Source organism: Nocardiopsis lambiniae, assembly GCF_031845465.1.
GTDB lineage: Bacteria > Actinomycetota > Actinomycetes > Streptosporangiales > Streptosporangiaceae > Nocardiopsis > Nocardiopsis lambiniae.
Map to the genome: position 1 here is coordinate 230,485 of NZ_JAVREP010000001.1, position 14,278 is coordinate 244,762.

Consider the following 14,278-nt stretch of genomic DNA (forward strand, 5'->3'; position numbering starts at 1 on the left):
CTGTGGGCAGGCCGAGACGAACTTCGACCACGTGCAAAGGTGAGCGCGAGCCCATGAGCAGACCTTTCGCCAGTGCGGGTCATCGGACACCCGAACCTTGACGAACGCCCTGCTCAGAGCACTTTCACGCCGGACTCAGACCACACTCACGGCGCACTCAAAGGCCGCTCAGAAGGTAAAGAATCCACCAGGTGCCATCCGGTGGAAGATGCGGAAAGCCCTGCTTTCAAGGGCTGGTGACGCCTTGTGAGCAGGGCTCTGAGAACCACGAAGAGATTTGGTGGGCAGATGGCGGCTGTGGTGCCGCAGCTACGTGTCTGAGCGCTTGTCCCAGTACCGGCTGAGCATTTCTCCGGGCCAGGAGGGCTGGTTGATCTCTTCGCCGGGTACTTCGTAGGCCTGGAACATGGACGGCGGAAAGCGGTTCGCGCGCAGCAGATCGGCGAACGACAGTGCGTTCTTCTGCGCCAGGGGCCTCGCCCCGTTGGCAAAGAGCAGTGTGACCCGTTCCCAGTTGCTCACTCAAGACTCCTTCGTTTTCTGAGGTCGACGGACTCGTCGGTCTAGAAGTGAGCGGTCAGGGCGGAGCAGGACAGCGTCTCCTCCACCCGGGGCGTGGTCATCCGGTCCATGCCGACCTGCGGCAGGGTGAGCGTCATGATCCTGCCGAGGTCGGCGATGGTGAGCTGCGTCGTACGGTCGGTGGACGTCGTGAGACTGGCCTTGTTGCTCATGTGCGCCTTTCCGTGGGGTCGTCACCATCGCGATGACCGGGACCGGTCACCGGTCCGCCGCCCAGCGGGGTTCGTACCGCGAACGGTGACCGGAGTCAGCAGTGTCGCGCGAACCGGGACACCGACCTATGCGCACACGCATAATCTCGCCGTTCGATTTATGCGCGGTGTTCGAAAAACCCGGTATGGCCAGTGCATAGGGATGTAGGGCTTTGGGTGCGGATGCCTCGATCGGCTGCTGGTTCTACGCTGAACACCGAGAGCCCGTGCACGTCAGGTCTGGAAAGAGCAGGAGAGCATGATTCGCTCAGTGGTGTTCGACGTCGGAGAAACCCTCATTGACGACACCCGGGAGTGGGCGCGATGGGCCGACTGGCTGAACGTTCCCCTGCACACCTTCTCCGCCGTCCTGGGTGCTGTGACGGCCGAGGGGCGCAACAACGCGGAGACCTTCGACTACTTCCGTCCAGGCTTCGACCTGGCCGAGGAGCGCCAACGGCGTGAGGACGCGGGACGTGGGGAACTCATCGAGGACGTGGACCTGTACCCCGACGTTCGGCCCGGACTACAGGCCCTGCGGGACGCCGGACTCTGGGTGGGGATCGCGGGAAATCAGACCGCCCGTGCCGGAGAGCTCCTCCGACAGCTGGACCTTCCCGTCGATGCCATCGCCACATCCGGGGAGTGGGGGGTGGCCAAACCCGACCCCGGCTTCTTCGACCGTGTCATCGCCATGGCTCCCGGGGAACCGCAGGAGATCGTGTACGTGGGCGACCACCGCGACAACGACGTTCTCCCCGCCCGTGAAGCGGGGCTGCGGCCGGCGCTGATCCGTCGCGGCCCCTGGGGATACCTGTGGGCGGACGAGCCCCAGGTGCGCGCGCACGCGGACTGGGTCATCGACTCGATCAAGGAACTGCCGGGCCTGCTCACCGCAAGGGACTGACCCCGGTCTGAGCGACGAACTCACGAGCCTGCGCCTGGGCCCGGCCGGACGACAGCAGCAGTCCGGACAGCGCTCGCACGTGGGGATTGAGCCGTGTGTGCTCCGGGGCTCTCTGCCATGCGGCCCGCAGGTTGGCCAAGGCCACCTCCTGGCGTCCGAGGAGGTGGTGGGCACGGGCCACGTCGATGAAGTAGTGCGAAGCCCGCTCAGCGGGAAGCTCCAGGGGCGGAGTCCAACCCACGGCAGCGTGGAGGGCCTGGTCGGGGTCCTCGCATTCCAAGGCCAGGGTGACCTGGTGGATGCGCACGGAGGCGCTACCGAAGGCCGTGCCGGTGTAGACCGCCTCCCGGGTGTGCTCGGCGGCGAGGCGCGCTTGTGCCAGGTGAGGCACGGCCTGCCGGGGATTGTGGTCTCTTGCTGCGAACACGGCGGCGCGCATGTGCAGGGACCCGTAGGCCGCCCATGAGCGCGCGTCCGAGGGCGTCAGGTTCTCGGCTGCGCGTTCGAGTAGGCGGCGTCCGGCTTCATGCTCCCCGGAGCAGAAGAAGGTCTCCCCGCGCACGTAGGTGGCGGCGGCCCGCGTGACGTCGTCTCCGGTCTGGTCGGCTGCCCACAGGAGCACCTGGATGGTGCGGGCGGAAAGGTGGTGGAGACCGAACTTGTCCGCGATCGCGTCGGCGGCCCTGTACGCCTGGACCAGCAGGCGGGCCGCGTGGGCACGTTCTTGCCCGTGATGGCTCAACAGGGAGCGGCTCAGCTCCGGGAGCAACTCCGGGAGGCGTTTCATCAGGCAGCTGTAGTGGGAGTTTAGGCGGCACCGAATGATGCTGTTGACCTCTCGCTGGAGCTGGCCGAGAGACCGCACCCGCCCGTCGTCGGGGAGGTCGTACCTGTTGACGAGGGATTCCAGCAGCGCGATGCCCCGCTTCCAGTCGACATCACCGCCTCCGCTTGCGGGCGTCGGCTGCTCGGGCTCGGCGAGGGAGCGAGGTGCTTCGTCGGCCGGGAGCGGGTCCAGGGCTCCGAGCCCTTGGAGAGCCTCGTGAATCTTGCGTCGGTCGCTGAGTCCTTTGCCTGCTTCAGCGCGCGTGATGGTGCTTTGGGCGACCCCGCACATCCTGGCCAGGGCCTCCTGGGACAGGTTCTTGACCCGTCGGCGCAGAAAACGGATCACCCGCTGGGCGTCACGTTCCCGGACGGCGTCCACCATCTCCGGATCCCGCCATACCCACGAGGGGATGCACTGACAGGACCCATGGTGGGCGCCGCGGTCTCGCCCGCAGTTTCCACAACGCATCGAGGGGTTCCTCCGTCACCTGGGGGTGCAACGAGATCACTCCACAGTAACCACGGGGCCGTCTCCGCGTTCGGGTTCTTTCCGAAGCGGAGTGATCTTCTCCGGAGTCTCTGCGCCTTTCGGGAGTGAGAAATCGAACAGCTCGCATAGTTCGAACACCGCGCTTATTCGAGTGCGCGTAGGTTTCTGCCCCGGACGCTCAGAAACTGCTCGGCATGCTCGCAGCGGTTGGGCAGGCGCCGGTGGCAGACCGGGCGTGTCATGGCCTGGCTGGCCGGATGCCGCCGCCTGCACCGCCGCTACCGGCCGACCACTTCCTGGCCTTCGCCGGCATCGCCTGCACATTGATCTGCTATCGCCGACTCGCCAAATGAGATGAGCTCTTATAGGCCTACGGAACAGGTATGTTGATCGCTTTTGCGGTCGTGTTCCTGGGTTTCCATGCCCTACGGGCTTTATAGGCCTACGGAACACCAGAACCCTGGCGGTGGAGGAGGGGCAACCCGTGTTTCCATGCCCTACGGGCTTTATAGGCCTACGGAACCCTTCCCCGTTTTCGGGGATCGTGACCTGTGATGATGCAACCCCTCTGCACGCGGCTGCCCTTCCGGGTGCTCTCCTCCCTGTGTCCGGGGCCACTTTTTGCTTTTGTGGGCTTCTGATCAGCGTAAACGTCCTGCACGCAACGTGGGGTTTTCAATCCCGAATGAGATTCGGTGTACACGTCCCGCCAACCCCGCGATCCCGCAGCCCTTCGAGCACCTCAACCCACACTGCTCCGGCGCAGCCCTCTTGGCCAGAGCCGGAACCGCGTCCGGACCTCCGTTGCCTGGTAGCGGATCGGCTTTCGAGTTCTCGGAGCGATGCGGCCGACCGTTCGCGCCTCAAGATTCCGGTCCTCGGACCAGGTCCATCCATGCCTTTGTTCGTTCGCGGACGTTCTCGTCGGTGATGTACACCTCCCTGCTGTCGACCTGTTTGCCGGTGAGTCGAGTGCTCAGTCCTTGGTCGGCGGGCAGGAACGGGTTGTGGAAGGCGAAGGAGAACAACTCCCACGTTCCTTCGTGCTCGTTCTTGATGAACCGGAACCACAGCGGTGAGGCGCGGCGCAGCTCGTCTCTCTCCCCCTTGTAAGCGGTCACCTTGGCTCCGCCCTTGTAGTTCACCGGGAGCCCCAGGGCTCCGAGAGGGAACCGGTCGTCGGTGCCGTGGATGACCGTTCCGTATTCAGGTGTCTTGATGGGCGGCTTGTAGCCGGGGTCGGGTGATCCGTGCGGCACGCTGGCGCGGAACCTGCGGTACCGCTCCCCGGTCTCGGCGGCCACCGCCTCCCAGTCGTCTGCGGTGAAGTCGGCGAGGACGGCGCTCGTGTTCCCCGCCCCCAGGGTGGGCTGTGGGGCGACCCCCGGGCCATCGGCGCCCTCCGGGACCGGGACCAGACCGGGGAGCAGGTCCGTGCAGGCCTTCAGTGGACCGTCCACCGGTAGGTGGTCCAGTTCCCGGTAGTGGTCGAACCCCGGGGTATCGGGGGAGTCGTCCTGCCAGGGGCCCTCCGGCAGGGGGCCGCCCTTGTGAGTCAGGTGTACGTTGCCGAACCCCTTGCGGGTACGGGCGCCGAATCCGCCGTAGGTGCAGGCCGCCCACAGCGACGCCAGGGCGAGCGAGTCGACCGCCGGGTCTCCGCTGAAGCCGACCTTCAGGGTGAATCGGTGGTTGGGGCGGGTGTGCGGGCGGGTGGTGACCCAGCCCGACTTCCTCTTGGCGGCGTGTCCCTGCCCCAGGAGGTAGGCGACCCATTTCCCGGGTTCGTAGTCCTCGGCCGGGTCTCCCGCGAGGAAGGAGGAGGGCTCGCCCGCCTTGATCATGGCGCGGGCGGTGGGCTGGTTGGCCAGCCGCAACCGCACCGGGGACGCCTCCTCGGTGCTGCCGAACACCTTCTGCTCCGCGCGGGCGAGTGCGGGCACGCCGGAGCCGTACACGGTTCCGGCCAGCGCCCGGAACCAGAAGCGCATCGCGCCGCGCACGGAGGAGACCCGCAGCCCGACGGTCGGGTCGTCGTCGTTGAACAGCGGGGTGGTCACGGTCAGCTGGAAGTCGGTCCAGGCCATGGGCGTACCCGTTCTACCTTTCGTTGCGCCAGCGTCGGTGGGCCAGCGGTGCGGTGATGGGCTGGTCGTCCCACAGGATCTGGGAGAACACTCCGGCGGCCAGGCACCAGAAGGTGGCGGCGGCCAGGATCGCCCAGGGCTCCCCGGGTTGGCGCGGGGGTTCCTGAGGAGGCGCTGCGGTGTCCTCGGTGGGCTCGGGAGTGTCGGCCGTCTCCGGGGCGGGTTCACCCGTCTCCTGACCCGCCCCTTGTTCTTCGCCGGTCCAGGCGGTGGTGAGCCGGGGGCCCTCCTCGGAGAAGACGGGGGCGATGACGGCCATGCCCAGCAGGGCGACGAGGGAGGCGTGTACGAGCCCGGTGAGGGTCACCGACAGGGCCCGTCCCGTGATGCGTGCCAGGGGCCCGGCCGCCGCTCGCAAGCGCTGGGGGAACTGGCCGGAGTTGTGGTTGCGGGCCTCGATGAGGAGGTAGCCGAACGAGACACCGCCCAACAGGGCCAGCAGCGTGGACAGGTCGGGCCCGGGGCGGATGTTCGTCCACCAGTCCGGGTGCAGCGCCACGAGCACGATCAGTCCGACGGCCGCGGCGGCGGGCAGGCGCAGCATGAGCGGCATCGCCCACAGGCGGCCGAACCACAGGGTGCCCGCTCCGATGAGGACATAGGTGGCCGCGGCGAGCCCCAGGCCGATGGTGAGGGGCATGTCCTGGTCGAACAGGGCCCACACGGTGCAGGCGAGCGCCCCGGCCGCGCACACGGCGACCATCGCGAACACCACGGCCTGCCCGGCGGGCGGGTGGGTCCGGCGCAGCCCCAGGGCGATCGCCCATACCCGTCCGGTGGCGAACCTGGGGAGCAGGTGCTGTTCCACGACCTCTTCCAGCAGCGCCCGTTCTGCCGGGGGCACGGCCCGCGCACGCTCCCGGACGGTCCGTTCGTCCCCCGCTGACCCGGGTGCGGACGGGGCGGCCAGCACCAGCGGGTCGCCGGAGAACCCGGTGGCGGGGACGAGCGCCAGCGACCGCACCTCGTCTTCGACGGCCGTGGGCGGAGCGTGGTCGAACAGGGGGATGGACTGGTGCCCGTTGAGGTGGTTCCGCCAGGTCTCCCGGGCCTCCTGTGCCCGGCGGGCGGGTTCGGGCCAGGTGCCGTGTCCGAAGATCCGGTACAGGGCACCGGTGGTGGCGCGCAGGTCCGACCAGACCTGGTCGTCGGGGTGGCGGAAGGGTTCGGACAGGGCCAGGAACCGGGTCCGGGCGGCCAGGGGTGCGAGGTGGCGGTGCTTGCGTGTGTGGGGGGTGTCCCTGTTGAGGTAGTCCCAGAGCAGGTCGGCGCAGGCGGCGAAGACCCGCCACCCTTCCCCGTCCCCCAGCGCGGGGGCGGCGGCCGGTGCGCTGGGCCCGGTGCCCGCCAGCAGTTCGGGCAGCCGGTCCAGGAAGGTGACAGGGCGGTGCAGCAGGACCCGCACCACTTCCGGGTGCTCGTCCCAGCAGGCGGTGAGGGCGTCGTGGGCGCGGGTCAGGCCGGTGCCGTCGCTGTGGGCGTTGGTCAGCTTCAGCAGGGCGGCGGCCAGGACGGGCTCGGACAGGGCGGGTTCGTCGTGGGTGCGGGCGAGGTTCTCCCGGCCCTCGTTGAGGACCGTCCCGAAGCCCCGGCCGAGCCGGTGGGCGAGCCCGCCGAGAAGGGTTTCCGGATCCCGCTCGCCATCCCCGCCCCCACTCTCGGCGGTGGTGTCCACGGTCGTCATCGCTCGTCCACGCGGCGGCCGCGGTGGAGCTCGCGCAGTGCCTCCCCGAAGGGGGTCAGCCGCCAGGTGCGGCCGTCGCTCACCCGGTCGTAGGCGAACCCGCGCAACGGCGCCCCCTGCGGGGGTTCGCCGACCATGCGACCGTCGTCGCCGAACGGTTCCAGCTGCTCGTTCACCGGTTTCGGGGGCAGGGACCGCAGGGGCAGTTCGATGGACCGCAGGCCTGGCGCGAGCTCGTGCAGGGCGAACGCGCGTACCTTGACCGGTCCGCGCAGTCCGCGTAGCGCCTCACCCAGCCCCAGGATGAACGGCAGCGCGGCCTTGAAACCACCGGAGAGGTGGAAGCGGGCGACATCGTCCTCCGGTCGCAGCAGCCGGTCCACACCGCGTCCGATCCGGCCCAGGTCGCGCATCGCCTCGGTGAACTCCTTCTCTCCACCGACGTCCAGGTGGGGCAGACGGGCGATCACGATGTTCCCCCGTTCACGCACGATCCCCTCTTCGGTGGGCTCGTGCAGGTACCGCACCCGGTCCAGGTCGCCTCCGGCCAGGGCCACGGCGTTGAACAGGGACGCGCGCAGCCCCTTGCCGGTGTCGCTGGTGATGAGGATGGCGGTGTCCCGGTCGGGGACCGGTACGCGCTTGGAGGGGAGGTTGTGCGCGGCCAAACTACTGAGTTCGGCACCGGCTTCGGCCGGCCACCGGCCGGGCTCGATCCGGACCAGCAGCTCCTCCAGACGGTCCCGGGCCGCCCCCGACCCCGGGGTGGTCACCTCCGCCAGCCAGGCGGCCTGTGCTTCACGCTCCAGGTCGGCGGTCAGCTCGCTCTTGGGGTCGTGAAGTTCCTTGCGCGCGTCCCAGATGCGTTTGGCCAGGGCCTTGTCGTCTTCCAGCAGGCCCTTACGGTCGTCCGCGCCGCCGCCCCTGAGCCCGGTCAGGCTGTGCTGGAGGTTGTCGAACAGGCTCACCCCGACGGTGATGAGGTGGACGGTGCGGGGCTTCGCGCTCACGGCCGCTTCTCCTTGCCGGTCTTCTTGGCGGGTGCGGGTTTGCAGGTGAAGTAGCCGTATCCGGCAGTGGTCCGTCCGCCGCCGCCGACCTCCTCACCGGCCAGGTCCAGCCACTGCCTGACGGTGTCCAGGTCGGCGGGGCCGGTGCCGAGCAGGTCCACGCACAGCCGCCCGCTCACCGACAGGAACGGCACCGGGACGGGGGCGTGGTGCTCGCCAGGGGGACGCGGCTCCCCGGCGGGGTCGGCGCCGGGCATGGTGTCGGTGTAGTAGGGCTGCTGGTGGGGGGTGATGGTGTCGCTGTGCACCTTCAGCCCGGTCCGGGTGTCGGGCAGTGCGTCCAGGAAGACCACACCGCCCCGCCCCCGGGGACCGGTCCGGGCGGGGGCCTGGAGGGGACGCGGGTCGCCCAGCAGTTCCCGCATCCGCTCGGGGGCGGCCTCTGCCAGGCGCGCCCCTGCGGCGGCCAGGCCCTTGAGGGTGGCTGCGGGGATGACGGGCCACCCGTAGGTGCCGTGCAGGGCCATGCCGCTGTCGAGCACCCCGAACTGCAACCCGAGCCCGGTGGCCAGCCGCCACTCGCAGGTCAGGACCAGCCGGAGCACACACCCCCGAGGGGAGGGCCCGGCGGCGTCGGGGAAGCGCCGTTGGACCGACCTCGGGACCGGGCGCGGGGCGCACCAGCGGTCCAGTAGGGCCTGGCGGCGCTCGGTGACCCGGTTGAGCAGGACCTTGTCGTGCTGGCCTCCCTGGGAGACGGCGGCCCAGTCGTGCAGCGGCCGGTGGGCCTGCCACTTCTTCTTACGACCGCCGGTCGCCTCGAAGGACAGCCGCCGCAGGACCATCAGGGCGTTGGCGTCGCCGCCCACGTCCTTGCCGCCCGCACGCAACGTGGTGGTCGCCTCGGTCCCGCGGCCCTTCGTCTCGACCTCAACGTGGCGCAGGTGCACCGTGCGGCCCAGCGGCCCGTGCGCGGCTCCCAGGGTGACGGTCTCCTCGGAGGGGTCGTCATAGCCTGCTCCCCACCGCTGGTCAGCCATGGTCCCCCTCCACCGTGTTCGGGTCGCTGTCCGCGCCGTCGGTGCCGCCCGTGGTGTTCGCCGGCGGGGCCGGTTCGTGGAGGGCGTCGGCCAGGCGGCTGAGCCAGGTCGCCAGGGCGTCGACCTCGGCACAGGCGCGGGCGTACTGGGCCGGGGTGGCGGAGGACAGCGCCTCCAGGAAGCGTTTGGGGGGCAGGACGGTGCCGTTGCCGCCCAGGAGGCGGCGGTGGCACACGTGCTCGGCGATCTTCACCGCGAGCTGGTGGTAGGCGTACCCCAGCTCCTTGGCCGGGTTCGGGTCGGCTTTGGAGAGCACGAATGCGTAGGTAGCGGCCAGGCCTCCGCCGCGCAGCCGGGAGGGCAGTTGCCGCATCCGGGTGCGCAGGTCCTTGCTCACCCGCCGGCCCAGGATCTTCAGGGCCAGGCCGGACAGCTCTTGGTCCAGGCGTTGGACGCTACTCACCGGGCACCGCCTTCACCAGGCGGGACCACACCAGTCCCTTGCCCAGGGTCTCGTCTCCGCCGATCTGTAGAACCTGCCGGTCCAGCAGGCCTTCGAGGAGTTCGCGGTGGTTCTCGCCGTTGGTGTGGTCGCGCAGGGTCAGCACCGCAGCCAGCACGCTTTCGGCGGGCAGGTACTCGCTGGTGAACGGGCCGTTCTTGACGGTCTTGGTGTCCGGGTCGAGCTGGACGCGGACGGTGTGCTCGGTGCACTCGCGCAGCAGTTGGGCCATCACGTCGGTGCCGACCACGATGAGGTCCTGGCGGAACTTGTCCGCGAACGTCGCGAGGTGGGGCTCGTCACCGATCCCCTCACCGGCGATCAGGTCCGCCCAGGCCGCGGCGGGGTTGGCCGCGCCGTCACGGGCGCGTTTGGTGGGGACCAGGCACGGCCCCAGCACCTGCCCGGAGGTGTCCGCCCAGGCGTCGGTGGCGCACACCCCTTCGGCGGGGTTGACCTGGGGGATGCCGGGCAGGGTCCGGCCGGTGCGGGCGTGGGTGTGCTTGCGGGCCAGACGCCCCAGAGCCACGGGGGAGGTGGCCCACGCGAACCCGTGGTGCAGGGCGGGCACCGGCAGGGCGACCAGCTGCGCGTCACCGACGGTCAGCAGCCCGGCGCTGGGGTTGACCCCGGGGCCGTTCTCCCCTCCCACGGCCCGGCCGAACACCTGGTCCAGGAAGGAGTCGTCCCCGTCGGCGTACCCGCCCCATCCGGAGTCGTAGGCCGCCTGGCGCAGCGCCCCCTTGAGGCTCTGGCCCCACACCAGGGGGTAGCCGGTGGAGCCCTCGCGCTGGATCGGCAGGTCCACCGACCCCTCGGCCTCGGCGCCCCCCGCGTGCAGGGGGGATTCGGTGTACAGGTACAGCAGGTAACTGGTCACGACCACACTCCGGTCAGGACGACACCGAACCCGGCCGTGTCCCAGCGGGGGCGGGCGGCCGGTCCCAGGGCCTGCCCGTGCTGGGAGTGGGCCCAGGTCGTGGCGTCGTCGGGGTCGAGGAATTGCAGCAGGTAGATCGACCCGGGCGGGACCGCCCAGGCCATGGCGCGGGTCCGTTGGAAGTGCTTGTAGTCGCGCACCGGGGACGCGGTGGCCACCGGCAACGGGTCGCCGACCACGGCGGACACCAGCCGGGCATCGTCGGGCAGGGGTGGTACCCACCCGGTGGGCCACACCGCGGGCGTGGCGACGTAGAGCAGGACCTTGCCACCGGGGAAGTCCTCAGGCCGGTCCGGCCACCCGGTGACCCGGGCCGGGGCGAGGTCGGCGAGCCGGGTCAGCCCGCCGAAGCGCACCGGGTCGGCCACCTTCTCCACCGGGCGGTGCCGCCCGGGGCGGGGGGTGAGGTGGACGGCGAACGCCCAGTCCTCCTCCAGCCGCAGGTGGGTGGTCCGGTAGAGCAGGCCGCCCTTGACGGTGCGGGCGTCGGGGTCCAGCCCCACGCCGATGCGCGACTCGGCCGTCACCGGTTCTTCGGCCCGGCCCCACTCGTCCTGGGAGGCGACGTCGCCCGCCTCGACCAGGGTGCCGTGCAGGTAGGACTCCATGACGTTACCGGGGAGGAGGCCGCTGAGCGGGTCGGCTTCTTCCACCCCCTCGGGCAGGGAGAGCGGTACCAGGTCCGGCTGGCCGCAGGCCTGGAGGTCGGTCCTGATACGGACATCGTCGTCTTCGCCGCCTTCACGGTCCGTCCCATCGTCCTCCGCCTGGGGGTGGCGCAGCCGCCACACGTCCGCGGCGTCGGGTTCGGTGACCAGGTCCAGCGGGGTCGGGAAGTAGGGGCTCCACGCCGTACCGTCCCGGTGGGCGACAAAGGGACCGCGCAGGCTCTCCGGCTCCCCGCCCAGGGCGGCGGCCAGGGCCCCGGCCGCCGTGGAGGGCCAGGGGCGCACGCTGTGCGCGACCCCTCCGGCCCCGGCGTCGAAGGAGCGTCCGTCGCGGACCTGCACCGTGTCGTGCGGGTCCAGCGTCACCCACACCCCCAAGGCGCCCGGGTTCTTGGTGGTGGTCATGACGCCTCCTGGCGTAGGAACAGGGCGATCCGCACGGCGTCCTCATCCACCAGCCGCCCGGCGGGGGACAGGTGCTCCAGGTGGGCGGCGGCATGGCGCGAGAACCCCTCCAGCAGAGCCCGGTCCGCCTCCCCGGGGCGACCCTCGGAGCCCGGGCCCAGGGCGGTATGGCGCAGGATCAGGCGGCGGATCTCCGCCCGGGCCACCTGGGGCGGGAGCACGTCCTGGTCCCGGGTGCGCAGTTCCGCATCGCCGCCGTCCAGGTGCGCCGCCTCGGCGGCCAGGTCTCCCAGCAGCCCGGGGGAGAGCCGGACACGGGCGTAATCCCCGCGGGGCAGGAACACGCGCAAGGCCTCGTCGGGGGCGGGATCTGCCGACCAGGGCAGAACACAGTGGGCATGGGCCCCGCTGTGGCGGACGAACCCCACCCCCAGGGCGTGTTTGCCCGGCCGCTCCTTGGCCAGGTCCAACAGGTCCCGGGCCCGGCCCAGGGCTTGGCCGAGGGAGGAGTCGTGGTGGAAGAACAGCAACCCGGTACTGGCGGTGGGCAGCTCCGGTGGGATGGTCTTCTGACAGGCGCGTGCCGCCTCCAGCGCCGCCGCGGCCGGCACCAGGGCGAGAAGGTCGTCGCCACCGGCGTAGACCACGACCCCGCCCGCGGCGGTGATGGCGGCGCGCTGGTCGGCGGCCACCCGGGAGAGCAGCCGGGAGATGTCGGCGTGGGACTCCTCGGCGACCTCCAGCGGTTCCCGGTCCGGGTGGGTCCGCCGCCCCGACAAGTGGCGGCCCATGGAGTCCAGGTCCTGGACCAGCACCGCCAGGTGCGGAGACAGGGGGTCCACCCCGTGCCGGGCCATGACCTTCGCCAACCGGTGGGCGGCCTCCCAGCCGTCGCGGACGGTGCGTGCGAACTCCGCATCGGCCCGGTCGCGTTTGAACTCGCGGGCCAGGGCGTCCAGGTGCCAGGAGGCCGGGAACACCCACCGGCTCCCGCGCCCGCGCACCCAGTCGGCCTCCTCGGAATCGGCGACGTGTGGCAGGTGCTCCAGCGGGCGTTCGCCCACCGGGTCATCGCCCAGCTCCTCCGCGCACAGGTGCAGGTCTGCGACCGCATCCTCGATGTCCGGGTCCGCCGCCCACAGGCGCAGGACCTCGGCCCGGTAGGGGGAGGAGGCCAGGGCGTTGGTGGAGGCGAAACCGGACGAGCGGCCCGTGCGGGTCTTGCGGTGCCACAGGCGCTTGACCCAGTTGGCGACGGCCAGTTTCTCGTCCGCCATGTGCTTCATGCGCTGGGTGACCACAGCGGGGGCAGGCGCGGACCGCCACCGGGGGGAGAGGGTGCACAGCTCCTCCGGCTCGTCCCAGGGCTGGGCGAAGTCGCGCACCGTCTTGCGCTCGGCCAGCGTCCGCTGGGCCTCGCGCCACTGGTCGGGGTAGGGGCCGACGGCGGCCGGGACACTCACCCACTGCACCACCGGCCACCCGGGGACGGCGTGCATCGGCTGGTCGAAGACCTCGGCGACCCAACCCTCCCACACCGCCGTCAGACGCTCTGCGGTGGCGGAGGCCGCAGGGGAACCCTGCCCGGCGGGGACCAGTGCCACGACCCGGTTCGGCATCCCGTCATCGGCACCGCGCACCCTGCCCTCGCTCAGGGAGGGGAAGACGATTCTCGCCTGGTGGGCGTGGTGCAGGTGCCGGACCGTCTCCGCGGCTAGGTGGGCGACGATCTGGCTGGCCGAGCGCAGGTCGACGGTGGTGCGGGACTCGGTGATGAACCGTTGCACCCCGGACAGGGCGACGACGACCAGGTCGCGGGGATCGCTGGGATCGCGGGGGGCATGTCCGCTCATCCGGCTCCGTTTCGTGTTCGGTCGGTGGTGCGGCTGGGGTGCGGGGGGCTCGTGTTCTTTTCTCGGACACCGGCGTCGCCGGGATCGGCGACGGTGACGGAATGCTGGAGGCGGACGTGCACGTGACCGAATCCGTGGGTGGTCTGGGCACCGGTACCGGCGAAGGAGGCGAAGGACCACAGGGCAGCGAAGGCACGCCGTGCGGAGAGGGAGGGGCGCCCGCTCAACCCGAACGTGGCGCTGCCGACGAACCCGACCCGCTGGGCGGGGCCCTGTCCGCAGACCTCGGTGCGGGTGTCGTGCCGGGCCAGGTGTACCGACTCCAGGACCCCGGTGACCGCGGCGGCTGGCAGGGGCAGCGGGCTCAGCGCCGCCCAGCGGCGGGCCAGCCCGGCCAGGAGGAGATCGGGATCGGGCAGGGGGACCTGGCGGCCGGAGCGCTTCACGTAGGTGGGGGTCCGGAACTCCATGTGAGCCTTGATCGCGGGGGGACAGGCCGCGAGGCGGGCGTAGGGCTCGGCGCGGTGGCCGACCGGTGAGCAGTGGAAGGTGCGCGACCCCAGGCGCAGCGCGGTACCGGCTGGAACAGCGAGGCGTTCGAGGGGGCGGGAGTCGTCCAGGAGGCCCAGGACGAGTCGGCCGCTGTTAAGGGCCGCGGTGAAGGGCTTGGTGGGGGCGGTGTGGTCGGTGGTGGGGGTTTCCAGCATGTGGCAGGCGAGGGCGTGCAGGTGGCGCGGGTCGACCGGAGCGGGGGGTGGGGGTGTGAGGGTGAGTGTCCACTGTGTGGGCACGCGGCCTCCGGGACGGGTGTCGTGGAGTGTCAGGGTGCGCGGTGCGGTGCCGCCTTGCGGGCAGCAAGGTAGCAGCGTTGGTGGTGGTGTGTCCGGGAAACGGGGAAGTGTGTCCGGTAGCGGCAAGTGGGGTGGTTGACGGTCGGGGATCGGGTAGGGATGGTGAAAGGTGTCACTGACTCCGGCTGAGGGACAGGGGCGTGTGCACAGAATCTCGTTCGGGTTCGAAAACCCCGAGTT

Annotated in this window: 13 protein-coding genes and 1 pseudogene; 2 read left to right on the forward strand and 12 right to left on the reverse strand. The window is 70.8% G+C overall.

From position 1 onward, the window contains the following. Positions 1–309 precede the first annotated feature (309 nt). On the reverse strand, positions 310–522 hold the full coding sequence (locus RM479_RS00980; protein WP_311509766.1) for a hypothetical protein: 213 nt from the start codon (positions 520–522) through the stop codon (positions 310–312). A 41-nt stretch (positions 523–563) separates the two neighbouring features. Then, a complete protein-coding gene (locus RM479_RS00985) occupies positions 564–734 on the reverse strand; it encodes a hypothetical protein (RefSeq protein ID WP_311509767.1) in 171 nt (56 codons plus the stop codon). 298 nt (positions 735–1,032) lie between these two features. On the opposite strand from RM479_RS00985, the gene RM479_RS00990 reads away from it, so the two are divergent. Next, positions 1,033–1,680 (forward strand): HAD family hydrolase, encoded by a 648-nt coding sequence (locus tag RM479_RS00990; protein ID WP_311509768.1) that lies wholly within the window; start codon positions 1,033–1,035, stop codon positions 1,678–1,680. Here the strand turns inward: RM479_RS00990 and RM479_RS00995 are convergent. Next, positions 1,664–2,890: a helix-turn-helix transcriptional regulator gene (locus tag RM479_RS00995; protein ID WP_311509770.1), complete on the reverse strand. Its 1,227-nt coding sequence runs from the start codon at positions 2,888–2,890 to the stop codon at positions 1,664–1,666. The genes RM479_RS00990 and RM479_RS00995 overlap by 17 nt on opposite strands. Before the next feature lie 303 nt (positions 2,891–3,193). Here RM479_RS00995 and RM479_RS01000 point away from each other — a divergent pair. After that, positions 3,194–3,351: pseudogene (locus RM479_RS01000) on the forward strand (IS5/IS1182 family transposase); the annotation flags it as partial. 510 nt (positions 3,352–3,861) lie between these two features. Here the strand turns inward: RM479_RS01000 and cmr1 are convergent. Genes cmr1 through cas6 form a run of 9 tightly spaced genes read right to left on the reverse strand, consistent with a single transcriptional unit; the run spans position 3,862 to position 14,038 of the window. Then, entirely contained in the window at positions 3,862–5,085 is a 1,224-nt protein-coding gene (gene cmr1, locus RM479_RS01005; RefSeq protein WP_311509771.1) for a type III-B CRISPR module RAMP protein Cmr1, read from the reverse strand. Between the two features lie 13 nt (positions 5,086–5,098). Then, a complete protein-coding gene (locus tag RM479_RS01010; protein WP_311509772.1) occupies positions 5,099–6,829 on the reverse strand; it encodes a hypothetical protein in 1,731 nt (576 codons plus the stop codon). Beyond that, entirely contained in the window at positions 6,826–7,839 is a 1,014-nt protein-coding gene (locus tag RM479_RS01015; RefSeq protein ID WP_311509773.1) for a hypothetical protein, read from the reverse strand. The genes RM479_RS01010 and RM479_RS01015 overlap by 4 nt, the downstream gene beginning before the upstream one ends. Beyond that, positions 7,836–8,879 (reverse strand): type III-B CRISPR module RAMP protein Cmr6, encoded by a 1,044-nt coding sequence (locus tag RM479_RS01020; RefSeq protein WP_311509774.1) that lies wholly within the window; start codon positions 8,877–8,879, stop codon positions 7,836–7,838. The genes RM479_RS01015 and RM479_RS01020 overlap by 4 nt, the downstream gene beginning before the upstream one ends. Next, positions 8,872–9,342, reverse strand: coding sequence for a type III-B CRISPR module-associated protein Cmr5 (locus RM479_RS01025; protein WP_311509775.1), 471 nt, complete (start codon positions 9,340–9,342; stop codon positions 8,872–8,874). The genes RM479_RS01020 and RM479_RS01025 overlap by 8 nt, the downstream gene beginning before the upstream one ends. After that, entirely contained in the window at positions 9,335–10,261 is a 927-nt protein-coding gene (cmr4, locus tag RM479_RS01030) for a type III-B CRISPR module RAMP protein Cmr4 (protein ID WP_311509777.1), read from the reverse strand. The genes RM479_RS01025 and cmr4 overlap by 8 nt, the downstream gene beginning before the upstream one ends. Further along, positions 10,258–11,394 carry a type III-B CRISPR module-associated Cmr3 family protein gene (locus RM479_RS01035; protein WP_311509778.1) on the reverse strand — a complete coding sequence of 379 codons (1,137 nt, stop codon included), beginning with the start codon at positions 11,392–11,394 and terminating at the stop codon, positions 10,258–10,260. Before RM479_RS01035 ends, cmr4 begins: the two co-directional genes overlap by 4 nt. Further along, entirely contained in the window at positions 11,391–13,247 is a 1,857-nt protein-coding gene (locus RM479_RS01040) for a Cas10/Cmr2 second palm domain-containing protein (protein WP_311509779.1), read from the reverse strand. Before RM479_RS01040 ends, RM479_RS01035 begins: the two co-directional genes overlap by 4 nt. Continuing rightward, positions 13,244–14,038, reverse strand: coding sequence for a CRISPR system precrRNA processing endoribonuclease RAMP protein Cas6 (gene cas6 / locus RM479_RS01045; RefSeq protein WP_311509780.1), 795 nt, complete (start codon positions 14,036–14,038; stop codon positions 13,244–13,246). Before cas6 ends, RM479_RS01040 begins: the two co-directional genes overlap by 4 nt. Positions 14,039–14,278 lie beyond the last annotated feature (240 nt).